Annotated in this window: 22 protein-coding genes and 1 pseudogene; 12 read left to right on the forward strand and 11 right to left on the reverse strand. The window is 67.4% G+C overall.

From position 1 onward, the window contains the following. Positions 1-353 precede the first annotated feature (353 nt). A complete protein-coding gene (locus tag AB0H78_RS26460; protein ID WP_363237086.1) occupies positions 354-1,277 on the reverse strand; it encodes an endo-beta-N-acetylglucosaminidase H in 924 nt (307 codons plus the stop codon). A 199-nt stretch (positions 1,278-1,476) separates the two neighbouring features. After that, positions 1,477-2,709 (reverse strand): hypothetical protein, encoded by a 1,233-nt coding sequence (locus AB0H78_RS26465; protein WP_363237087.1) that lies wholly within the window; start codon positions 2,707-2,709, stop codon positions 1,477-1,479. Positions 2,710-2,864: 155 nt separating this feature from the next. Here AB0H78_RS26465 and AB0H78_RS26470 point away from each other — a divergent pair, with 155 nt between their 5' ends. Continuing rightward, a complete protein-coding gene (locus AB0H78_RS26470) occupies positions 2,865-3,287 on the forward strand; it encodes a hypothetical protein (protein ID WP_363237088.1) in 423 nt (140 codons plus the stop codon). Between the two features lie 82 nt (positions 3,288-3,369). On the opposite strand, the gene AB0H78_RS26475 is transcribed toward AB0H78_RS26470, so the two are convergent. Continuing rightward, a complete protein-coding gene (locus tag AB0H78_RS26475) occupies positions 3,370-3,957 on the reverse strand; it encodes a helix-turn-helix domain-containing protein (protein ID WP_363237089.1) in 588 nt (195 codons plus the stop codon). A 70-nt stretch (positions 3,958-4,027) separates the two neighbouring features. Between AB0H78_RS26475 and AB0H78_RS26480 the strand changes: the two genes are divergently transcribed. Further along, the gene (locus tag AB0H78_RS26480) at positions 4,028-4,963 is read left to right on the forward strand and encodes an NADP-dependent oxidoreductase (protein WP_363237090.1); all 936 of its coding nucleotides are present in this window, start codon (positions 4,028-4,030) and stop codon (positions 4,961-4,963) included. A 30-nt stretch (positions 4,964-4,993) separates the two neighbouring features. Here the strand turns inward: AB0H78_RS26480 and AB0H78_RS26485 are convergent, their stop codons facing one another. The 4 genes from AB0H78_RS26485 to AB0H78_RS26500 form a co-directional block, all read right to left on the reverse strand. Beyond that, positions 4,994-5,755, reverse strand: coding sequence for a class I SAM-dependent methyltransferase (locus tag AB0H78_RS26485; protein ID WP_363237091.1), 762 nt, complete (start codon positions 5,753-5,755; stop codon positions 4,994-4,996). Between the two features lie 79 nt (positions 5,756-5,834). Further along, the gene (locus tag AB0H78_RS26490; RefSeq protein ID WP_363237092.1) at positions 5,835-6,326 is read right to left on the reverse strand and encodes a MaoC family dehydratase; all 492 of its coding nucleotides are present in this window, start codon (positions 6,324-6,326) and stop codon (positions 5,835-5,837) included. Continuing rightward, a complete protein-coding gene (locus tag AB0H78_RS26495; RefSeq protein ID WP_363237172.1) occupies positions 6,323-7,699 on the reverse strand; it encodes an MFS transporter in 1,377 nt (458 codons plus the stop codon). Before AB0H78_RS26495 ends, AB0H78_RS26490 begins: the two co-directional genes overlap by 4 nt. A 50-nt stretch (positions 7,700-7,749) precedes the next feature. Beyond that, complete coding sequence (locus AB0H78_RS26500; RefSeq protein WP_363237093.1) at positions 7,750-8,400, reverse strand: TetR/AcrR family transcriptional regulator; 651 nt, start codon at positions 8,398-8,400, stop codon at positions 7,750-7,752. Positions 8,401-9,041: 641 nt separating this feature from the next. Here AB0H78_RS26500 and AB0H78_RS26505 point away from each other — a divergent pair. The 3 genes and pseudogenes from AB0H78_RS26505 to AB0H78_RS26515 form a co-directional block, all read left to right on the forward strand. Further along, positions 9,042-10,292 (forward strand): PTS transporter subunit EIIC, encoded by a 1,251-nt coding sequence (locus AB0H78_RS26505; RefSeq protein ID WP_363237094.1) that lies wholly within the window; start codon positions 9,042-9,044, stop codon positions 10,290-10,292. Positions 10,293-10,416: 124 nt separating this feature from the next. Continuing rightward, positions 10,417-11,322, forward strand: a complete 906-nt coding sequence (locus AB0H78_RS26510) for a hypothetical protein (protein ID WP_363237095.1) — start codon at positions 10,417-10,419, stop codon at positions 11,320-11,322. Between the two features lie 327 nt (positions 11,323-11,649). Then, a pseudogene (locus tag AB0H78_RS26515) lies at positions 11,650-11,815 on the forward strand (IS5/IS1182 family transposase); the annotation flags it as partial. A 10-nt stretch (positions 11,816-11,825) separates the two neighbouring features. Here AB0H78_RS26515 and AB0H78_RS26520 read toward each other — a convergent pair. Together AB0H78_RS26520 and AB0H78_RS26525 are read right to left on the reverse strand one after the other, a co-directional pair. Then, on the reverse strand, positions 11,826-12,185 hold the full coding sequence (locus tag AB0H78_RS26520) for a hypothetical protein (RefSeq protein ID WP_363237096.1): 360 nt from the start codon (positions 12,183-12,185) through the stop codon (positions 11,826-11,828). A 153-nt stretch (positions 12,186-12,338) separates the two neighbouring features. Continuing rightward, complete coding sequence (locus AB0H78_RS26525) at positions 12,339-13,079, reverse strand: class I SAM-dependent methyltransferase (RefSeq protein ID WP_363237097.1); 741 nt, start codon at positions 13,077-13,079, stop codon at positions 12,339-12,341. A 118-nt stretch (positions 13,080-13,197) separates the two neighbouring features. Here AB0H78_RS26525 and AB0H78_RS26530 point away from each other — a divergent pair, with 118 nt between their 5' ends. Together AB0H78_RS26530 and AB0H78_RS26535 are read left to right on the forward strand one after the other, a co-directional pair. Then, a complete protein-coding gene (locus AB0H78_RS26530) occupies positions 13,198-14,088 on the forward strand; it encodes an aminoglycoside phosphotransferase family protein (protein WP_363237173.1) in 891 nt (296 codons plus the stop codon). Positions 14,089-14,289: 201 nt separating this feature from the next. Next, positions 14,290-14,922, forward strand: a complete 633-nt coding sequence (locus AB0H78_RS26535) for a DUF2461 family protein (RefSeq protein ID WP_363237098.1) — start codon at positions 14,290-14,292, stop codon at positions 14,920-14,922. A gap of 491 nt (positions 14,923-15,413) precedes the next feature. Here the strand turns inward: AB0H78_RS26535 and AB0H78_RS26540 are convergent, their stop codons facing one another. Beyond that, positions 15,414-16,217, reverse strand: coding sequence for an SDR family oxidoreductase (locus tag AB0H78_RS26540; protein ID WP_363237099.1), 804 nt, complete (start codon positions 16,215-16,217; stop codon positions 15,414-15,416). Positions 16,218-16,505: 288 nt separating this feature from the next. On the opposite strand from AB0H78_RS26540, the gene AB0H78_RS26545 reads away from it, so the two are divergent. From AB0H78_RS26545 to AB0H78_RS26565, 5 genes are all read left to right on the forward strand, one after another. Continuing rightward, the gene (locus AB0H78_RS26545; protein ID WP_363237100.1) at positions 16,506-16,913 is read left to right on the forward strand and encodes an SMI1/KNR4 family protein; all 408 of its coding nucleotides are present in this window, start codon (positions 16,506-16,508) and stop codon (positions 16,911-16,913) included. 297 nt (positions 16,914-17,210) lie between these two features. Beyond that, a complete protein-coding gene (locus AB0H78_RS26550) occupies positions 17,211-18,275 on the forward strand; it encodes a tyrosine-type recombinase/integrase (protein WP_363237101.1) in 1,065 nt (354 codons plus the stop codon). Then, on the forward strand, positions 18,272-18,586 hold the full coding sequence (locus AB0H78_RS26555; RefSeq protein WP_363237102.1) for a helix-turn-helix transcriptional regulator: 315 nt from the start codon (positions 18,272-18,274) through the stop codon (positions 18,584-18,586). Before AB0H78_RS26550 ends, AB0H78_RS26555 begins: the two co-directional genes overlap by 4 nt. Positions 18,587-19,064: 478 nt before the next feature. Then, complete coding sequence (locus AB0H78_RS26560) at positions 19,065-20,240, forward strand: integrase (protein ID WP_363237103.1); 1,176 nt, start codon at positions 19,065-19,067, stop codon at positions 20,238-20,240. Positions 20,241-20,311: 71 nt separating this feature from the next. After that, positions 20,312-20,752 carry a hypothetical protein gene (locus tag AB0H78_RS26565; RefSeq protein WP_363237104.1) on the forward strand — a complete coding sequence of 147 codons (441 nt, stop codon included), beginning with the start codon at positions 20,312-20,314 and terminating at the stop codon, positions 20,750-20,752. Positions 20,753-21,198: 446 nt separating this feature from the next. On the opposite strand, the gene AB0H78_RS26570 is transcribed toward AB0H78_RS26565, so the two are convergent. After that, positions 21,199-21,930 carry an SDR family oxidoreductase gene (locus AB0H78_RS26570; protein WP_363237105.1) on the reverse strand — a complete coding sequence of 244 codons (732 nt, stop codon included), beginning with the start codon at positions 21,928-21,930 and terminating at the stop codon, positions 21,199-21,201. Positions 21,931-21,987 lie beyond the last annotated feature (57 nt).

The raw sequence follows: 21,987 nt of genomic DNA on the forward strand, positions 1-21,987 counted from the left end.
CGACGGCTGCCGGAAGCCTGGCAGATTTGACCGGGTCATGCCATCAAGAGTGGCTAAAAGGGGGTGGTGGGGCGGCGCCTCCAGTCGGACTCCAGCGCTATCGGCATCTGCAGCGGCCTGTGACGACGCAACGCGTACGCGTCGTGATCACAGGTTCGCGTCGAGCACCGCATGCCGGCGCGCTGACGCTGCACAGGGACTGACACGCGCAGCTCGGTCTCGTCGTTCACGACGCGGTCGCGAAGCGGGACCGCACTCCGACATCGTTGTCGGAGTGCGGTCCGCGCAGATCACAGCCCTACCGGGTGCGGGAAACCCCGAGCGGGCGCCGCGCTCCTGGGCGTGTGGAGGTACTACGGCGTGTAGACGGCGTCACTGCCGTACAACTCCCTGGTGAACGAGGAGACATCGGCGCTTCGGTCGGAGCCGTCGAGGTTGTAGGTCAGATAGACGCCGTACCCCTCGCTGACCGTACGGCGGGCGAAGTCGGCGACCGTGCTCTGTGAAGTCCGGCCGATCTCGACGGCCGCCGGCGACAGCTTCGACTTGGGCAGTGCCATGCCGGGGACCTGCCAGGTGCCGTAGTACGGGTTCCAGGCGTAGTCGAACTTGGATGTGACATCGACGCCGCCGTAGGAGAGGCGTGACGCGGCAGGGCCGATGTTGTAGAGGCTGATGATCTTGTCGGGCATGTTGGTGCGCAGCGCCGTCACCAGGTTCACGAACGAGCTGTCGTTGGGCTGGCCCGTGCCGTTGTTGCCGTACTCCGCGTACTCGTCGTCGAAGTCGATGCCGTCGAGTCCGTACGTGGCCACGGTGTCGGACAGCTGCTTCGCGAAGGCCGAAGCCGCCTGCTGGGACGGGAAGTTGGCGAAGCCCGCACCCTGGTGGTTGCCGAGCACCGACAGGACGACCTTGATGCCCTTCTGCTGCAGAGGGCGTATCTGCGTGGCGGCGTTGTCGAGGACGCGCTGTACGTTCTCGTTGAAGTACAGATACGCCGCCTTCGAGCCGGTGTCGTAGTTGATGTTCGCCGCGAAGATCACGGCGACGTCGAAGGCGTTGCCGCCGCCGTTGGCAAGGGTGTATTTGCCGACGTTGAGCATGCTGTTGTTGTTCACCTCGACATACGCCACCGAGGTCGGCCCTTGTTTGGACGCCGCAGGAGCGGCATCAGGAGCAGCGCTGGCCGTGGCGCTCGTGCCGAAGGCGAGGGCCGCCACGGCCGAGAGCGCGAGCGTGGCCGTCCGTACTCTGCTCAGTACCAGAGTGAACATCGTTGATCGGTCTCCCCTCAGATGGGTCGGCGCCCGGCCTGCTGGACGGCGCCGTGCGAGCCCTCTGATCTTTCCGCTCCGGTGACCGGATCCCCAGATTCGTGCGTGAACTCTTCACGACTCTCACGCACCTCACGGCCCCGAGTCTGCTTTCGCGTGGCGGTCCTCGACGGCGCAGTGGCCATGCCGGTGCTGTTGGTCAGCGCAGCACGGGGTTGCCCAAGAGGTTCGCATCCCCACACGGCCAGGGCCCCTCGGCCAGCGGCCCGAGCGAGGTCTGGAAAGCGAGGACCTCACTGTCCAGCGACACGACGACGCGACCGTCCCCCAACAGCAGCGTGCGGCCCATGACCTTCCGGTCGTCGTTCATAGCGAACAACTCGTGCGCATCCAAGCCCCTGTCGACGGCGATGAGCTTGCCGTCGCGCCAGAACACGGTGGTGCCCTCGCGGTCCATCGCGGGATACGACGTGTAGTAGCCCGTCAACGGCGGCCCATCACTGAGCGTGTTGCCCGGCGCCAGCCGCCGGAACAGCGACCTCGAAGGCAGACGGTTCTCCAACTCCGGGCCGCAGATGACGCCACGACCGTCGACGACCATCGCTCCATGGCTGGCCCACCGCGCCGTTGCACTCCCATCGCGGCCGTGAAGGCTGGTGGTGAACGCCCCGTATCCTTGGGAGCCGATCAAGAACTCGCCCGGCCCGGCTATCGCCTTACGTCCTGCGGGCGCGGGAGGGGTGGCCGAGACGATCGAGCCGTCGGCCAGGTCCAGGAAACAGGTACTCCCGATCCCACTTCGCTCATCGGTGAAACTGGCAGCGACCCTGTCGCCCGAGACCAGCAGCGGCTCCCATCGATCGGCAGCCACTTCTTGGGGAATCCAAGGCCGAAGAGCTCGCACCTGCCGGCCGGTCTCCACACCCATCCCGATCACACCCGGATGAGATACGGCGCCGAGCACGACCGGCGTGGACCACACACAGTCCCCCTCCCAGGTGTATCGGGCAACCCGAGGTTGGGAACTGGCAGGTTGTTCGCCTTCCGACATCCGCAGAAGACGGGACGTACTGGCCCAGGCGATGCAGAACCCATCTTCGAGCAGGACGAAGGCGCTGAGCTCCTCGCCGACCTGGCTCTCCGGGACAACCCTGTGGTGAGTGGTCCCGTCCGGGAGCACGCCCTCCAAGACCCGGCCGGCCTGCATCGGGTACGCGACCCAGAGCGTGCCATCGTCGGACAGGCGAGATTGCGGCCGTCCCGTCCCGGCGTACGTCCGTTGCCAGACCACTGATCCCGAGAGGTCGAGCATCGTGACGACCGTCTCCAACGGGCTTGCTCCGTAGCTGGTCACATACAGCGGGCCGGACGGATCCGGTACGGCCACGGACCAGACCTGGCCCGGCATGGCGATGCGATACGAGAGAGTCATGTGTCCGGATCCTGCCGCACGCCGATGGCCGTGTCAGCAGAGTGATCAATGCGCAGGGCCGACTACTTGCGCAGGTGAGAGCAGGGGAGGGGGGAGGGTGGGATGATCCTTTCCTGTCCGGTACGCCTGGCGATGCCCCGTGTACTGGATGGCCGGTGACCGATGAGGAAGACGAGGGATCGATGACGCTGAACGTGGGCCAACGGGTGCGGCTGCGGGCGGAGCTGCGGTTGGCCGGATCGGTGACCCCAGCCGGGGAGCCTGCGGAGGATGCGGGTGTCTTTGCTGCCTCGCTGGCCCTGGCCGCAGGCATCGAGGGCACGGTCGAGCGGGTGGAGGAGCATCATCGCCGGCAGAGCCACGAGGTCCGCGAGTACCAGCGTCTCAAGTCGCTGCTCGACGATTTCGGACACCAGATGCCTGCGGCGAGCAGGAAGCAAGTGGAGGAGCAGGTGGGGGCCCTGGAAGAGGAGTGGGTCGCCTACCAGCGAGAGATGCTCCGCGTCACGGTCCGCGTCCGGCTCGACAACGGATTCATCCTCGACGACGCCCCCGAAGAGGCTTTCGCCTCCGCCTGACCAGGCGTCGGCCGCAGCTGGCATCGGGGCCGTGGCCAAGCCCGTCAGCGGCGAGCGTCCCCTCCTCCTGACGGTAGCCCGGTCACGCGTGCCGAACAGGGCAGGTGGCCTCCCAGGCAGCCTCGATCATCTGGAAAATCTCGTCCACCGCGGCCTTCGGATCGGCTGCCTCACGGGCCAGCGAATAGGCGTCGATCACGAACCTCGCGATCGTCCTGCTCGCCATTGCGGTGCGTGCCAGTTCGGGATCGGCGGCAATGGCCGTTGCGAGAGTTTCTGCGTGGCGAAGCCGCATCGACTCCTCGTACTTCCGAAGGTCGGGTGATTCGTCGATCATGCGCCAGATCGGGGCGGCGCTGTCCGCCGTGCAATGTTGCACCAGGGCGTGGATCTCGCGGCGAAGAGCGGGGATCAGCGGCTCGTGAGGCGCCCGGTCGCTGACGGCTCGCGTCATGCCTTGCTCAAAGGTGTCGTCCTGCTCGAAGACCAGAGCCTCTTTCGAGGCGAAGTGGGAGAAGAGCGTGGTGACGGCTACGTCGGCCGCGGCGGCCACGTCGCGGATGCCCACCGCGTTGTACCCGCGTTCCAGGAAGAGACGCAGCGCGGTGTCGGCGATGTTCTGGCGGGTCGCGGCCTTCTTGCGCTCGCGGCGTCCTGTCGGCACGGTCATGCTCTGACACTATCAGCCACAAATAAGCAGCAGATTCGAAAAGCTAACGGTTAGTGTTACGGTCGGCTGCATGAAGAAAGTGAGCTTCGCCGAGTTCGGCGGTCCGGACGTTCTGCACCTCATAGACGCCGAGGAGCCCCACGCGGGCCCCGGCCAGATACGCATCGCCGTGCGCGCGGCCGGTGTGAACCCCGTCGACTGGAGGGTCCGCGAAGGCCAGATCCTGGGGGCCCATCCGACTCGGTTGCCAGCCGGCGTCGGACTCGACGCCTCCGGGGTGGTGGACGAAGTCGGCGAGGGCGTCGAAGGAGTGGAGGCCGGCGACCACGTCTTCGGCGAAGGCTCCAGCACCTACGCCGAGTTCGCCGTGCTGTCGGCCTGGGCTCCTATGCCGCAGGGGCTGACGTTTGAGGAGGCGGCCGGATACCCCTCCGTGGTGGAAACCGCACTGCGCCTCATCCTCGAAGTCGGTGTGCAGCCCGGGCAAACTCTGCTGGTCAGCGGCGCGTCCGGGGGAGTCGGTTCGGCGGTGCTACAGATCGCCCGCGACCGCGGCATCGCAGTGATCGGCACGGCCGGCGCCGCGAACCAGGACTATCTCCGCAGCCTGGGCGCCGCGGCCACCACGTACGGCGAGGGCTGGGTCGAGCGGGTGCGGCACATCGGCCAGATCGACGCGGCTCTCGACCTGGCCGGCTCGGGCGTCATCCGCCAGCTCGTCGAGCTGACCGGGGATCCGCAGAAGGTGATCTCCATCGCGGATCTTGCTGCGCCGGAGCTCGGTGTCCGATTCTCCGGCGTGGCCGGCAGCGTGCCTCAGGCGCTCGCCGAGGCCACCGACCTCATCTCGCGGGGGAAGCTCCACATTCCGGTCGAGAAGTCGTACGCACTCGCTGAAGCCGCGGCGGCCCACATCGACAGCCGGGCCGGTCACACACGCGGGCGCCGGGTCATGGTCATCGGCGAAACGCCGACGCCCGCTACCGCGACGTCCTCGGCAGCGTGACCGCGCCGTCCACCCCGCTGATGCACGATGTCAGGGCCGGAGCGCCACCAGGAGATCAACTACGTAGGTCTCGTCCACCTTTTCGCCCGGGAAGGTCCTGCGCAGCCGCTCGCGCTCATCCACGAGAAATGCATGACGGACAGGCTCATCAAGGACGAGGAATGCGGAGCGACTGCCGATGTTGGCGAGGTGCGTGTCCAGCGATACGGTGCGGCTCCAGCGCACGTGACGGCGCGCAACCCGCAGCCCTGTCAGGCCCGCCAGTGCGATGGCATCGCTGTCCGAGGGACGGGCCGCTGGGACTGGTTTGACTCCACAGTGGTGGGCGATGCGCTCGTGCTGCTCACGGATCCACGCTACGTCGAAGGCCGTAGTGTTCCACCAGATCGCCAGTGCACCACCCGCTCGCAGGACGCGCAAAGCCTCCGGGACGGACCGGCCGGGGTCGGTCCACTGCCAGGATTGCGCGTACGTGATGAGGTCACAGGAAGCCCCGGTCAGCGGCAGCGCGTTGCCGTCCCCTCTGACGATCGGTACGTCCGGCAGCGCCCGGCGGAACTCTCCAGCCATGGCTTTACCAGGCTCGACGGCAATGACCTCGGCGCCCCGTTCTTGCAGCAGAACGGTGGCGATTCCGGTGCCCGCACCGACGTCGGCGGCCCGGGAGCCGGCCAGACGACAGCTGGCGGACTCCTCGATGCAGTCGAAGAGCGCGGCTGGGTAGGAAGGTCGGCCGGCGGCGTACTGAGCAGCGGCTGCATCGAATGACAGGGCGCGTGAGCTGGCGGTCATCGCCTCATCATCGTCTCCCTGCCTCAACGTTCGCCCGCCATCAACCCGTCTTGCCCCAGCCCGGTGTGCCGGCCGGAACTCACGAACCGGGGCGAGTCTTGAGCAGGTTGATCACCGTGACCCGAAGCACGGGTGCGCCGTTGTGGTCGATGAGTTCGGCCAGGGTGCGGACGATTCCGCGTCCGGGGTCGGATCGTGAGTGTCTCGTCTCCAGGGTGTGGACGCGCAGGTGCAGGCGGTCGCCGGGGCGCACGGGCTTGAGCCAGCGCAGTTCGTCCACCCCGGGGCTGCCGAGGCTTGCGACGGAGGACAGATAGTGCTCGGCGAACAGTTGCATCATCAGGGCCGTGGTGTGCCAGCCGCTGGCGACGATTCCGCCGAAGGGCCCTTCCTTCGCCGCGGCCCGGTCGACGTGGAAGGACTGTGGGTCGAACCGGGAGGCGAAGTCGATGATTTCCTCCTCGGTGATGAGCAGGCTGCCGTAGGTGTGGATCGCTCCCGCCGAGTAGTCCTCGAAGTAGCGGTCGTCGATGGGGACGGTGAATCCGCCGGTGGTGGCATCGGTGTTCACGTTGCGCATCCTTCGTGTTGTCCGGGGGCGCCGATCGTCTCGGTCGTGTCTGTACCTGCCCGCTGCGGTGGGTGTGATGGCAGCAGGATTGCCGGCAGCAGCCCGAGGGCGGTGACCGCGGCCAGGACCAGCAGAGTTGGGCCCATGACGGGAGCTGGCGCTGCCCGGTTGCCGATGGCGGATGCCCCGGTTGCGGCGGCGATGGCGATACCGAGGGTGGGACCGATGTTCATGGCGGTCTGCTTGAGCCCGCCGACGACCCCGGCGTACCCGGGTGGTGCGTCACCGACGACGGTTCCGGTGGCGGTGACCATGATGGTGGCGAAACCCGCGCCGAGTACGGCGAAGGCGGAGCCCATGACCACCCACGTACTCGTCGGGCCGGATCGGGACAGCGCTGCGATGCCCATCACGACGAGGGTCGTACCGGCGGTGGCACAGCGGCGCGGGCTGAAATGGCGCAGTGCGGTGGCGGCGACCGGAGCGCCGAGGACCATGAGCACGGTCAGCGGGAGCACATGCAGGCCGCAGGACAGTGCGTTGAGGCGGAGCACGTCCTGGAGGTAGAAGGTGGCCGTGAACAGGGTGCCGAACAAGCCGGCCGTGGTGATAAGCAGGATCGCCATCGCTGCCGTCACCGGGAGAGAGCGTGCCACCGCGTGCGGCACGAGCGGGTGCGTGGTGCGGCGCTCGTACCAGGTGAACAACCCGGCGAGGCATGCAACGGCGAGGAGTCCGAGCACGGTTGGCGGGGCGGTCCATCCTCGCGCCGGTACGCAGGCCAGCGTGTGGACCAGGACCGCGAGCGTTGCCGTGAGCAAGGCCGCGCCGCGGAGTTCGAGCGGTTGGGAGCGACTGCGGACAGGTACGGGCAGTCGGGAGGCGAGGGTGAGGGCGACGATCAAAAGGGAGAGCGGGACGTTGATCCAGAACACGGCGCGCCAGCCCCACTGCGCGACCAGTACGCCCCCGAGGACCGGGCCTGCCCCTGCGGCCACGCCGATGCTGCTGGTACGGATCGCGACCGGCGTCCCGAGCCGGTCCGCAGCGTAGGCGAGCCTCAGCAGGGCGAGTGTCGCCGGCTGGAGCAGTGCGCCGGACACGCCCTGGGTGACGCGCAGGCCGATCACCCAGCCAACGGATGGGGCGAGCGCGATTCCGGCCGAGGAGGCTCCGAATCCGAGGACGCCGATGAGCAGCAGCCGTGCGTGGCCATAGCGGTCCCCGAGCCGCCCGGCGACGACGAGGAGCGAGGTCACCGCGAGGAGATAGCCGGTGCTCGTCCACTGGACCTGCGCCGGACTCGCACCGAGGTCGTGCTGCAAACTGGGCTGCGCGATCAGCAGGATCGTGCCGTCCAGAGCGACGAGCATCGCGCCGGCCGCACTGACCATCAGCGCCAGGGGCTGCCGGACGGTTGCGCTCACGCTTTCACCGGGCCCAGGTGGGCATCCAGTGCCGCGGTGATGAGCTGCTCGAGCTGATCGTCACCGCCTGCGCTGCCCTCTGGTGGGGTGAGGGCGAGAGGGATGCTGCCCCAGGCCCACAACTGGGCGATGCCGTGGAGGTTCGACCACAGAGCAGCAGCCACCATCTCAGGCGGTGCGCAGAACTGTGGCGTACCGGGCTGCGGTGCTGCATCTCGCGTGGCCTGGCAACGGGCGACCAGGTCGACCATGCGCTCGAACTGCAGGAGGCTCGACTCCCGCAGTCTTCGCTCGCCTGCCGCGTGCTGTTCGCTGTCGAGCAGGTCATGACGGAACATCAGCTCGAACATCCCCCGGCAGTCCAGCGCGTACGCGACATACGCCCGCCCAACAGCCCCCAACTGGGCCCGAGGAGCGCGCGTTTCAGCGATCACGGCTGCGAACCTGCCGCCGAGATCCTCGAAGCCACGCTGGGCGATCGCAGACAACAGGGCATGGTGCGTGGGGAAGTAGCGACGCGGCGCCCCGTGGGAGACGCCCGCTCGGCGGGCGATCTCGCGAAGCCCCAGCGAGGCGGATCCCTCGGTCATCACGAGATCGACGCCGACGTCGATCAGGCGCTCTCGAAGGGATGGTTCATCAGTCATAGACACTGTCTACCAAGCAACGTAGACAGTGTCTACCCCTTGAAGCCTGACGCATGGTTCGGGCCGGGAGGTGCAGTGCCTCGCGGTGGCAGCAACGCGTATCTCGCCGGTGGTCGACGCCTTCTTCACCGCAGAATGTCGGAACTATGAAATGCGGCACCTTGGAAGTGCGCGGCCGCAGCAAAGGCGAAGGCCTTGCGCTCGGGGCGGAGGTGGCTCGGCTGATCCCCTCCTTGGAGCGGTCCCATCAGCGCAGAGCAGCCTCCGACCTCCACCTGGGCGCAGCGCTGGGCGACCGCGGCTACGGCCACGGTTCCGCTCTGGGATCCCAACGCTGTTTCGGGGACCGGGCGTTCGTGCACGTGCGCTGGCCCTATCGCCTGCGGATCCGCTGATATATCCGCGAGGCCATTTCCGTATCGACGAAGGCCCAGGCCTTTTTGCTCTATGAATCAGGGCCTTTCGTCAGCACTATCCGGCATTGGGACCTCAATCAACTCTTCCTGCACTTATCTGGATTTCACCGTGCTTAAACTGGGCTCAACCACGAATTGGTGTAGACCATGCGGCCCGAATGTCGCGGTCCCCAGAGACGTCGCCCCTCAGTTCCCGGGCGGCGCCTTGCCCCACTGGAGGAAGTTGTGTCCACGGACAGCGCCATATCCACGGCCGCCCCGGAGAAGAAGAAACGCCCCAGCGTGCTGCAAGGCATGCAGAAAGTCGGCCGCAGTCTCCAGCTGCCCGTTGCGGTTCTGCCGGCCGCCGCCATCCTGCTCCGTCTCGGACAGGATGACGTCTTCGGCAAGGACGGCCTGGGCTGGGGCAAGTTCGCCACGGTCTTCGCCACCGCAGGCGGGGCGATCTTCGACAACCTGCCGTTGCTTTTCTGTGTGGGTGTCGCCATCGGATATGCGAAGAAGGCCGATGGATCCACCGCGCTCGCGGCGCTGGTCGGCTTCCTCGTCTACCACAACGTACTGACCGCGTTCCCGGTAAAGGGCTCGGTCACCGAGGCCCTGCCCTCGGGCCTGCCGCAGAACCCGGGTGTGCTCGGCGGCATCGTGATCGGTCTCATCAGCGCCATGGTCTGGCAACGCTTCCACCGCACCAAACTGGTGGACTGGCTCGGCTTCTTCAACGGGCGCCGCCTCGTACCGATCCTCATGGCCTTCATCGGTACCGGCCTCGGCGTCGTCTTCGGTCTGCTCTGGGGTCCGATCGGCACCGGCCTCGGCCACTTCAGCAACTGGCTCACGGGCCTCGGCGCTGTCGGCTCTGGTATCTACGGCGTATTCAACCGCGGTCTCATCCCGATCGGCATGCATCAGTTCCTGAACACCTTCTTCCAGCAGCAGGTCGGCGAGTTCACGACCGGCGCCGGCAAGGTCGTCCATGGTGAGATCCCGCGCTTCTTCGCCGGCGACCCGACCGCCGGCCAGTTCATGTCGGGCTTCTTCCCGATCATGATGTTCGGCCTCCCGGCCGCCGCGATCGCCATCGCGCACTGCGCCAAGCCGCACCGCCGCAAGGCCGTGATGGGCATGATGATCTCGCTGGCGCTCACTTCGTTCGTCACCGGCATCACCGAGCCGATCGAGTTCACCTTCCTGTTCATCGCTCCGGCCCTGTACGCGGTCCACGCACTCCTCACCGGCGTATCCATGGCCCTCACCTGGGGCTTGGGCGTACACGACGGCTTCGGATTCTCCGCAGGACTGATCGACTACTTGCTCAACTGGAAACTGGCCACCAACCCATGGCTGATCATCCCCATCGGCCTGGGCTTTGCCGCGGTCTACTACGTCCTCTTCCGCTTCCTCATCGTGAAGCTCAACATCCCCACCCCGGGTCGCGAACCCGAGGACGAGGTTGAGGACCTCACCAAGGCGTAGGCACCCGGGAGGCCACAGGAATAACGCGCCTCCGCCTTTCCGACCGGAAGACGGAGGCACGCTCGTTCTCTCACCACACAGAGCCACCACCCACCCGCATCCCACCCACCCGACGGAGTGCACCATGTCCCGCATTCTTGACCTCGACCGTGAGCAACTGGCCGCCCTGCGCGGGCGCGAGCTGACAGCCGCCGTCGCCGCCGCGGAAGGCCGCACGATGGTCGCCGAGGTCTTCGCCGAGCGCGCCGCGCTGATCCCCAACCCGGGCGGCAGCGGCGTGCACAACATGGAGCTGGTGGCGGCCTTCGGCGCCGACATCGTCGTCCTGAACCTGATCGAGCGCGCCTGGGACGGCGAGAAGCTGGAACTGCCCGGCCTGGGCACCTTCACCTCGTTCACCGACCTGGCCGCCTGCATCGGACGCCCCGTCGCCGTCAACCTGGAGCCCGGCGACGTACCGGAGATCCGCCGCGCCAAGCCCGAGCACGCCAAGCGCCTGATCGACATGGGCGCCGCGATGCTCTGCATCACCGCCAACCCCGGCACCGGCGGCTCCTTCGAGGGTATGGCCCGCGTCACGGAGGAACTGCGCGCCGGCCTGGGCGACGATGTCGCCCTGTGGAGCGGCAAGATGCACCACGCCGGACACCCCGAACGCGTCACCGTGGACAAGCTGACACGCCTGGTCTCCGCAGGCGCCGACGGCGTCGTCATGCCGCTGCCAGGCACCTTGCCCGGCGTCACCAAGGAACTCGCCGCCCAGGCCGTGGCCGCCGTCCAGGACGCCGGCGCGATCGTCATGGGCGCCATCGGCACCAGCCAGGAGGGCTCCCACACCAACGTGGTGCCCCAACTCGCCCTGAATGCCAAGGAAGTGGGCGTAGACGCCCACCACTTCGGCGACTCCTATATCCCCGGCATGTGCGACCCCGAGGTCCTCTACGCCTACTCCGTAGCTATTCGAGGCCGCCGCCACACCTGGAACCGGATGGCCCTCGGCGGCCGTGGGCAGCGTCGCCTCGCGGGTTGATTGGGACGCTACGGAGGTGTGACCGGATCTGAGGAGATCTCAGACGCTGGATTCCCCAGCCGAGTTTGCTCGCTCGGCCGGGGAAGGGGCACCATCACGCGGTGCCCGCGGGCCGGCGAGGCAAGAGCTCATCTCGAGAAGGCGAAGCAGAACGCGATATGTGTCACCGCGATCGCCGATGACGGGTGTCACTACTTTCTGGCCGATAAGCGGTTCGTCACCTGGGGACCTCAAAGAACCTGCTCGCGGCCTGCAGGTCAAACCAGTGCTCATCAGCGACCTCGGTCCCAAGCCCAACCGTCCGCGCGGTGAGGCATACCAGGAGCTCCCACAGGGTTCGACAACGATCTACCGCCGCCGCAATGAAGTCGAGCGGACCATCAACCGCCTAGAGGACTTCCGGGCCATCGCTACACACTATGAAAAGTGGGCGTACGTCTTCCACAGGACGGTCACCGTGGCCGCGATCCGTCTTTGGCTCCGCCCGGGTTGAAATGCCCTGCTCAGAGGTCCGTTGCACCCGGATAGTGGCGACGAAGATCGCTGAGTACGCGCTGGTCGACAGCCCTGACGTCCCAGCTGGAACTGTCCACTTCGGTCAGGACCACAACCAGCACATCCTCAGCGAACCCGCAAGCCTCAGCATCGATCAGCTGGATGCCCGGAGCTGCCAGCGAGAGCAGTGTCAACGTGTCCATGCCGTCGCCCACGGAACGCCTCTCCAGTTCCGCGGTGAGGTCCCACGTCTCGTCGCACTCCAGACGCCAACGCAGTCCCAGGCCGAAGCTGCCGAGCCGGACCAGCAGCTCAGCGAGCGTCACGTAGTGCTTTCCCTGCCAGGCGCGGAAGGTGATCCCCTTCATCCCCGCCTCAGCTCCAGCGGTATACCGCGACACGCGACCTCCATCGTTCGGCATCATCCACTAGGCCACGGAAATGACACCTCGCCCGACCCATCGGACAGACCCCGGGTCTGCTCGGTGAGGGGATGGCTGCACTTCTCGGCCCGGCGGACCTTACGGTTTGTGGGTCACCCAGAGGAGTTCCGCCGGCCAGCGGTGTGCCCAGTCGGGTGGGCTGGTTTCGTTGTAGCCGTTGGGTGTTCCGAGTTCGGGCCGCGGCTCGATGAGGTCGTCGATGATGAGACCAGCGCCGCGCAGGACCTTGACCCAGTCGCCGTAGGTGAGCTGATAGCTGGTCGCGCCGTCGTCTTCGGCGATGGAGTTCAGCCCGAAGTAGTCCTGCTGCAGCGTGGTGGTTACGCGGCTGGCGGCTTCGTCGTAGCACGCTTCGAACCATGGGCTGGCGACGTTGAACACCAGGCGCCCGCCGGAGCTCAGGACGCGCGCGGCCTCCGGCACGGCCAGGTGCGGGGGTGCCCAGCTGAGCCCACCGAAATCGCAGAACACCAAGTCGAAGCTGTCGGCGGCGAAGGGGAGTTGTTCGGCGGCGCCTTGCACCAGCGGGTAGCGGGCCGCTCCCATCGCGTTGGCCGCTGCGGCGAGTTGGGCTTCGGAGAGGTCGAGTCCGACCACGGTGGCGCCCTCGGCGGCGAGCGCCCTGGACCACTGGCCGGCGCCGCAGCCGAGTTCGAGGACGCGCTTGCCTGTGACGTCGCCCAGGGCGTGCAGGCGCGTGTCGGGGATGGAGTACATGCCCCACAGCCGGGGTGTGGCGCCGATTTGCGGGTCGTGCCTGTGCTGGTAGGCGCTGCTGATCTGGTTCCAGAGCCGCCGGTTGGCGGGGATGCTGTCCACGTGCAGACTCCAGCACTGCCTGCCGGGGGTGGTCAACACGATTAGAGCACTCGCCGGCCCTCGCCTCGGCCCAAGATGTGGCGGACGAGCCCTAGTGGAAGGACCTGCGAGCGTGACCATGCACGATGATCAACTGGACGTGACCGCCGAAACCGTTGCGACCTTGATCGAAGAACAATTCCCTAGCTGGAGCGGCAAGACGATCCAACTCCTGGCGTCGACCGGGACGGTCAACGCCATCTTCCGCATCGGGAACGACCTCACCGCGCGTTTTCCGCTGCGCCCGGCTGATGCCGCGGAAGTGCTGGCGGTCGTGGAACAGGAAGTCCAGGCGAGTGCGGAGCTGGCGCAGGTGTCTCGGTTTCCCGTCCCGGAACCCGTCGCCTTGGGAAAGCCTGGAGCGGGCTATCCCATGCCGTGGACGGTTCAGACATGGGTGCCGGGAACGGTCGCCTTTGATGCCGGCCCGAGTGGGTCGTACGCATTTGCCGGGGACCTTGCGGCCTTCATCGCGCCCCTGCGCGACGCCGAGACGCGAGGGCGGCTTTTCCGCGGCGAGGGCCGTGGCGGTGTGCTCACACACCACGATGATTGGATGGCGAAGTGCTTCAAGGAGAGTGAGGGGCTGCTCGACGTGCCTCGGCTGCGCCAGCTGTGGAGCCACTTTCGGGAGTTGCCACGCACGGGTGCCGACGTGATGAGCCACGGTGATTTGATTCCCGGCAATGTGCTGGTCGAGGAAGACCGGCTCAGCGGCGTACTCGACACTGGCGGCTTCGGCCCGGCCGACCCGGCGCTGGATCTGGTCAGTGCCTGGCATCTGCTGCAGCGAGGGCCGCGGGACGTGCTCCGGCGGACGTTGGGCTGTGACGATCTGGAGTGGGAACGTGGCAAGGCCTGGGCGTTCCAACAGGCGATGGGCGTTGTCTGGTACTACGTCGAGAGCAATCCGACGATGAGCAGAATGGGACGCCGGACGCTCGACCGTATTCTGAAATCGATGCAGTGATAGTCATGTCGTCTTGGCTGCAGGCTGTGGCCCAAGACGCTCGCTCGCTTCATCGCCAGTGTGCGGACCAGATGATCTGAGACGACTGAGCAACGCGCTCTGAGGCAAACCTTTTGTCACCGTGGCCGCGCTGGTATGCGCCAAAACGAGTTGATCGCCGACGCCCGCCAAGGGGGAGGGCCAGTGAGCTATCCTCCGCGCATGTGCGGACAGTTCACCGGATGGTCACAGCAGGCCATGGAGGTCCTGTGGCAGCTCCAGGGCGAACCGAGTCAGGCAATCCGCGAGCGCTACCGTGCGGACCGCGAACGGCTGGTGCGACAGCCGATGATCGCCCTGCTCAACGATGTCGCGGACACTGATTCCCGGTACGAGGACTTCTCCGTCTGGCACTACCGCACCAACTCCTGGTGGTGGCAGAACCAGAGCGCGGTGATCCGGCTCGGCCGCAAGATCGAGATCAATCTCCGGTTCTCCCTGGACGGCCTGTGGATCCAGGGCGCCTGGTGGTACCCCGACCCCGGCCAGGTGGACGCGTTCCGCAAAGCCGTGGCTTCCGAGGGGAGCGGCCGCGAACTGTCCGCCATCGTCGAGGACGTGCGGAACAAGGGCTACGACGTCTCCGGGGACATGCTGAGACGTCCTCCGCGCGGCTACCCGACCGACCACTCCCGTACGGACCTGCTGCGTCACCGTTCGCTGGTTGCCGCCCGCCTCCTGGGCGGCGAGGAGTGGCTGCACACCCCTGAGGCGGTCGACCGGGTCCTGGCGGCTGCCGCCGACCTGGACACCCTGCTGATGTGGCTGGTCCGCCACGTGAAGCGCGCCGCCTGACACACGAGAGCGCCGCGCGGCAAAGGCAGGTAACCACACCCGTGCCGTGGGATTCGCGTCGGAAGGTGATGCGCACCCGCAGCGCCGACCGGTGGTCCATGGTCCGAGGGCCGTCCGCACCGCCGTACGTGCAGATCACGGATCAACGATGGTGGGCCGGGGCAACGTCTCCACGGCTGGCAACGTATGCGGCCAGCACGCTGGTGTCGCCCTTTTCCATGTGCAAGCCGCGCCACCCGTCGCGCAGCGCTGCCTCGGCAATCACGTCCGCGACGGTGTGGCCGTAGGCAAGTCGTACGGGCGAAGCCTGATGGGCTCATCGAGTGTTCCCTCGACCTTTGGTTCAGGCTGAGACCGGCGGACGGAACGGGTTGCACGGGGTCCTCCCGAAGCTTCTTGGTCGGGCTGTTCGGGGAGATGCCACCAGGGACCCGCGTGGTGCCCCGTTACGTGACCGAGCGCGTGGCGCTTGAGAATCGGACTGCGGGCGGCTAAGCGAGGCCCCCATTGCTCATCAGTAGCTGACCGTTGATCCACTCGCCCTCCCTGGAGCACAGGAAGTCCACGAGGTGCGCGGTGTCCTGCGGAGTGCCCAGCCGGCCGCGCGGGGTGCTGCGGACGCAGTGCTCCCGTACCTCCTCGGGCATCCAGCCCGTGTCGACCGGCCCGGGATTGATCGCGTTGGCGGTCACACCGAGGTGGGCGAGTTCGTGGGCGGCGGCAAGGGTGATCCGGTCCAGGGCTCCCTTGCTTGCCCCGTAGGGCAGGTTGCCGACGGTGTGATCACTGGTGAGGCTGATGATCCGGCCGGTGCCCGGTTCTGCGGCGAAGCGGCGTCCGAACTCGCGGATGAGCAGCCAGGTGGCGCGTGCATTGACGGCGAAGTGCCGGTCGAAACTCTCGACGGTGGTGTCAAGCAGCCCGGAGTCGACAGACTCGCAGTGGCTCATCACCAGCGCGGTGACACTGCCCATCTGCTGTTCGGTCTTGTCGAAGACGCGTGCCGGAGCCTCCGGGTCGGCGAGATCCGCCTCGATCGTGGTGACGGACGCACCATGTTCAGCCAGGGATCGGCTGATCACCTCGGTCGCGCCGGGCTCACTGCCCCAACTCATACGGTCGTCGTACGGGGTCCAGTAGGTGAAGGCGATGTCCCAGCCCGATGCGGCGAGCCGACGGGCGATGCCCGCGCCGATACCGACGGTGCGGCCAACCCCTGTAATCAGGGCCAGCGGGCGGCCGGTCGAAGCGCCTTGCCCGTGGGCAGACTGGTCATGATCGGTGTCCGTGGTCACGAGCCGAAATGGTTCACGAACGACACCGCAGCGTCAATCGCTTTCCGGCGACTTCGCAGCAAACGACCAGACGTATACGGCGCACGAGCCCGGCTCTCAGGAACGGCGACCACTCTGCGCACGCGACCACAGGAATTGGACCAGAGCCCGAGCCCAGATGTCACTTGCTGGTCTTGTCGCGGTGGAGGTGGATGAGTTTCGATGTCGCTCCGGGGCATAGTCGGGTTGTCGTGATCTTTAAGGCCCTGGCATGCTCGCCGGATGTGGCGTGAACGGATCCTGGAACTGATGGCAGATGCAGAGCTTGCTGAGCCAGCGACCAGCGAGGCGCTGACCGAGGTCGCACGTGTGCTGGGGCAGTCGCTTCCCGAGGATCTCGCGTCCCTGCTCCGTGAGTGCAATGGAGTGCGAGGGCACTACGACACCGACGTGCTGTGGAGTGCCGAGCGGATAGCCGAAGAGAACGCGTCCTTCCGCGCCTCGGCGGACTTCGCCAAGCTCTATATGCCCTTTGAGCCGCTGATGTTCTTCGGTGACAACGGTGGTGGGGATCAGTTCGCCTTCGTCAGGGTCCCGCTGCGTGACGACGTGTTCGTCTGGGATCACGAGACGGACGGGCGTTCATGGGCAGCAAACGGACTGGACGACTACCTGCGTCGGGCCCTGGAGGACTCCGGGGACTGGTCGCGTAACTGAGTACTCATTCTTCGGGGGTTCGTCTATCCAGGCCTGGGTGTGGGCGAGGCTGTAGGACCTGCTGCCAGCCTCGACGATGTTGCCGCCGCGGTTGAGCCGGTCGACGATGGTCGCGCAGAGCCGGAGGTCGGTGAAGGTGCGGGGGCCACGCAACTGGGGCTGGCACTTGTTCCCTGCGGGGAGTCCGCCCTGCCACCTGGCCATAGGCGGGTTCTGGGTGTCTCTTTGATTGTCTCGCTGACAGCACGGTTTTGAAGGCACTACCTCCATTCATCAGGTGCGAGGAAGGTGTGCCCGATGGTGGAGTCGCGTCTGCGGGTGATCGAGGGCCGAGCGGTTCCCGATCTGCCCGCTGCCCTGGACCCGTGGGAGTTCCAGGCATTATGCGTGGAGGCGTTCGTGGCCTCCTGGCGAGCCCGCGGGTTCAGCCCGGTGACCATCGAGAACGACACCGGCCTGCTGGAGCGGACGCTCCAGGCCCTGGGCCGGCCCGCCTGGGATGTCACTCCTGAGGACATCGACCGCGTCGTCGGCGGCCTGGCGGTGGATGGCCGGGCTCCGTCAACCCGGCGTGGCTATGTCCAGATCTTCAAGGGGTTCCACCGGTTCCTGCAGGCCCGCAAGGCCGTCGAGATCGAGGCCGCGTTCGGGATCCGGCTGGTCTGCCCAGTCGATGAGTTCAACGCCTCGCGGCATGTCGGCGACGACTCCCCAGCCCTGCTGCCGCCACCGACCCCGGAGCGCGTGGAGGAGTTCTTCGCCTTCCTCAAGGCCCGGATCGCCACCGCCCGCAAGTACGCACCCGCCGCGCGCGACTACGCACTGTTCCGGACGCTTTATCACGCCGGCCTGCGCTCGGACGAGGCAGCGCGCCTGGACCGCCCCGACGTCCATTTCGACCGCGGCCCGTTCGGGAAACTTCACGTGCGCTTCGGCAAGGGCGCCCACACGTCCGGACCACGTCCGCGCTGGGTGCCCATGCTCGACCAGTTGGACCTGGTCCTGCACTGGTTCCTTGACGACGTACGCGGCAAGTTCCCCGACTCGCCCGCGCTGTTCGCCGACGAGTCCGGCGGACACCTCCACCAGGGCACCGTCCGCAACCGGCTGCGCTATCTGATGGAACTCGAAGGCCGCCCGGCCGCCGACCGCTTCAGCCCGCATGCCCTGCGCCGGGCGTGCGCGACCCACAACTACGAGCGCGGGGTGGACCTGGTGGCCATCCAGCAGCTGCTCGGTCACTGGACTGTCAGTTCAACCATGAGATACGTCCGGCCCTCGGCCACGTTCATCGAGGACGCCTATCGCCGCGCGGTGACCAGCACCCTCAGCGAGCTCACCGGAGAGGACTCCACGTCGTGAACATCAAGTGGAAGCTGCGGATCGCCGCCGCCCAGCGCGAAGTCTGGACCGGCGCCCAGTTGCGGCGGCTCCTGGCCGAGCGGGCCGGCCTGGAGCTGTCGTCCGCGTCGGTGTCGGCGCTGTTCACCAAGGAGCCCTCGCAGGTGAAGATGTCGACCCTGGCCGCGCTGTGCACCGCGCTCGAATGCAGCCCCAACGACCTGATCGAAGTCGACACCACTCCGGTCCAACGCCCCGTCACCCCCACGCAACCCGCAGCAGAGCTGCCCCGGGCCGCCTCGGCCTCGGGTCGGTCCATGCCTCCGATCTGACGCGAACGGGGGCGGGGCGACGATGGGCATGCGACAGCGGGACTGTGTGGACTGCGGGGCACCGGTCGGGATCATCGGCTGGCAACACTGCTGCCGCTGCACCGCCCAGATCAAGGACGAAGCCGCCCGAACACCCTGCCCCACCTGCGGAAAGCCACGGGTGCTGCAGGACGACACCGGACGGTGCATCAACTGCTCACGGACCTGCACCACCTGCGGCAGGCCAGTCCGCTCCCGAGCCGCCACCAGTTGCGGGGCCTGCCGCCGGGAAGCCGAGCGAGTCGCCACCAAACGGATCTGCCCGCGCTGCCAACGGCCCGGCTTCCTGCAGCCCGCCACCGGCTGGTGCGGCCACTGCTCACGCGTTCGCCAACCCAAGCAGCCGCCGCGCGAATGCGCCGGGTGCGGCCAGGTGCGACGCCATGCCGGGCTGGGACTCTGCTCGGCCTGCTGGCAGAAACACCCCGACCGTCCCTTCGTGACCGCCACCAACCTGCAAGAACGACTCACCGATCCGCCGCTGTGGCTGGGCGACTTCGCAGGCCACCTCGCCGCTCGGCACTGCGCCAGCCGAGCCTGCACCATGATCAGCACTCTCGGTCGGCTCCTTGAGGACGAACACCCCAATCATCCGCAGGCCCTCCTGGAGCGTGCTCGTCGCCCCGGCCGCTCGATGGGCTCCCTCGCCCGCGCGCTGGAGGACTTCCTCACCCAGCGCGCCCTCGCCCTGCCGACCAACCACGCCCATCAGCTCGCAGCCGGCCGCCGCCAACGACGCATCGACGACGCACCGCTCCCGCTGCGTCCCCAGGTTCACGCGTTCTCGGACTCACTGCTGCGAGCACGTGAGCGTGCCCTGCGAGCCGGGACCCTATCGCGCGCCGACATCACCATCGAGGCGACCCTGGCCATCGTCCGCGACCTCGCCCGCTTCCTGGTCGACCAGCGCGGCAAACAGGACTGGGCCCTGGCCGATGTCCACGACGTCGAAGTGTTTCTCGCCACCCAGCCCAAGGCCCGCCAGCGCCGGCTGACGGTGCTGCGTCAGTTCTTCCGCTTCGCGCGCTCCGGCAAAGTCGTCCTCGTCGACCCCACCCGAGGCCTGAAGGCGAAAGGGCCGTCCGGGTTTCGTGGCTCCACCGTCGCCGTCGACCAGCAGCGTCAGCTGTTCCGCCGCTGGACCACCACCGATGCTCACCCCCACGAGGCTGTGCTCGGAATGCTGGCCCTCCTGCATGCGGCTTCGAGCAGCGAAGTGCGACACCTGCGCGTCGACGACATCCATCCGATCAACCGCACCATCCACCTCGTCAAGCGCCCGCATCCGGTGCCGATGGACCCGGCCAGCTGGTCGGTATTGCAACGCTGCCTGGTCCACCGGGAGAGCCAGGCCACCGACAACCCGCACGTGATCGTCACCAAGATCACCAAATCCGGCCGGTCCGCAGCCTCGACCGCCTATATCAGTCACATCCTGGACCCCTGCGGGGTTCCGCCCCGGACGCTGCGGTGCACCCGCCTGGCCGACCTGGTCAACACCCTCGATCCCAAGCTCGTCGCCGCGACCTTCGGCATGGACCCCGAAGGCGTCATGATCTACCTCGCCGACCACGTCGACGCAGGACGCATCCCGACGAGCACCAAACCCCAGTGACTAGCAGTCGGCGGACCTCTACCCTCCGATGGAATCCCAGACCGGCACGTCCCCACTGAAGCGGAGCGATCATGGCCGATCGGCCGAGTGACCAGCGACTGTATGACTGGGGACGTTCCCGGTTCGAGAGCCAGCCCGCCCCCGTCCTCTGGGCCGGTCGCGTCCTTCGCGCCGCGAGCCAGAGCCGTGGGGGCTTCCCGGAGATTGACGAGGCTCTGCTGCTGACCGACACGGAAGAACAGTGGGCCCACGCCCGCGAAGTCTTCGACCAGCTCCGACACCGAAGCCTGGACAAGACCGCCCCGCTGACCGAGGAACAGAGCCTCCTGTTCACCCTTGCCGAACTGGTCGCCAAGGTGGCCCACAACGCTGCAGACGTGCGCCCCCCGTTCGACCACGATTCGGGATGGCGCATCGGGCCCGTTGCCTATCGCCTCAGCGCATCCGCAGACAACCCCCAGCTCCAAGGTCAGCTCACACAGGCCCTCGGCGGATGGCCGGAAGACGTCTGACGCCTCCGCACGGCCAAACCCGTTGCACTTCGGCACCGCCTCGCACAGGTTCGCCGGAACATGTGCGCTTTTCCGAAGGATTCGTTGGAAGCGATGGCGCCGCTGTTTTCCTGCTGGCGGCGCACGCCGAGGCGGTATCCGTACCGTGCATGCGGGGGACTCCGCGGCGCCGCGGATGCCGAAGTGCCGGCGGGCGACCGGCCCATCGCCTTCGACGACCACCCCGACCGGATGCCACGCGGGAACCCGCCCCCGCCTTCCCCGATCGGGAGCCTGGACGGGCCCGTATGACGGCACGCGGTAGTTGGTACGAGGAGGGTGTGGTGACCTTGCCCTTTGGGCCCCGCAGGTCACGCTCGTCAGAACCAAACGGCCACGCTGCTCGCACCCCTTCGAGCCGCGCGGGCGGAGCCGCCTCGCCCGGCGGCTGCTGACCGCCGTGCCCGTCACCAGGGCACTACACCGGCGTCGTCGAAGAACTTGCCGGTCGGGCCGTCGTCGGGCAGGGTCGCGAGTTTGACGGCGATCGCAGCACCCTGTTCCGGAGTGCGCACGCCGCGAAAACCGTTGAGGTCGGTCGCGACGTAGCCGGGGCAGCCGGCGTTGATCAGGATGTTCGTGCCGCTCAACTCCCTGGCGTACTGAAGGGTGACAGCGTTCAGGAACGTCTTCGACGGCGCGTACGCCACGGCCACCGGACCCGCCGTCTGCTCAGCGTTGGTTCCTGACTGCCGGGTGAGGGAGCCGACACTGCTGGACATGTTCACGATCCGCGGTGAGGCAGAGCGGCGCAGCAGCGGCATCATCGCGTTGGTGACGCGGATGACGCCAATCACGTTGGTCTCCACGACCGTGCGGATGGTGGCGGGGCCGACCTGGGTGGGCTCTTGGGGCATGCCGCCGGTGATGGCGGCGTTGTTGACGAGTACGTCCAGGCGCCCGGCCCGCTCCTCGAGCAGCTGTGCGGCGGCAGTCACGCTCGCGTCGTCGGTCACGTCCAGCGGTACGCCGAAGGCGTCGACACCGGCCGTGCACAGGGCCTCGACCGCTGCCTTGCGGCGCTGTTCGTCGCGGGCGCCGACGCCGACGCTCCAGCCGAGGGCTCCCAGACCCGCGGCGATCTCGTAACCAATTCCCTTGTTGGCGCCGGTGACCAGCGCAATCGTTCGTTCGCTCATAGCCGCAATGCTGCCGCCGCACCCCGGCGGGGGTCCAACACCGATCGGGTGGCCGGC

Origin of the sequence: Streptomyces sp. NPDC050738 (assembly GCF_040654175.1) — a bacterium.
Taxonomy (GTDB): domain Bacteria; phylum Actinomycetota; class Actinomycetes; order Streptomycetales; family Streptomycetaceae; genus Streptomyces.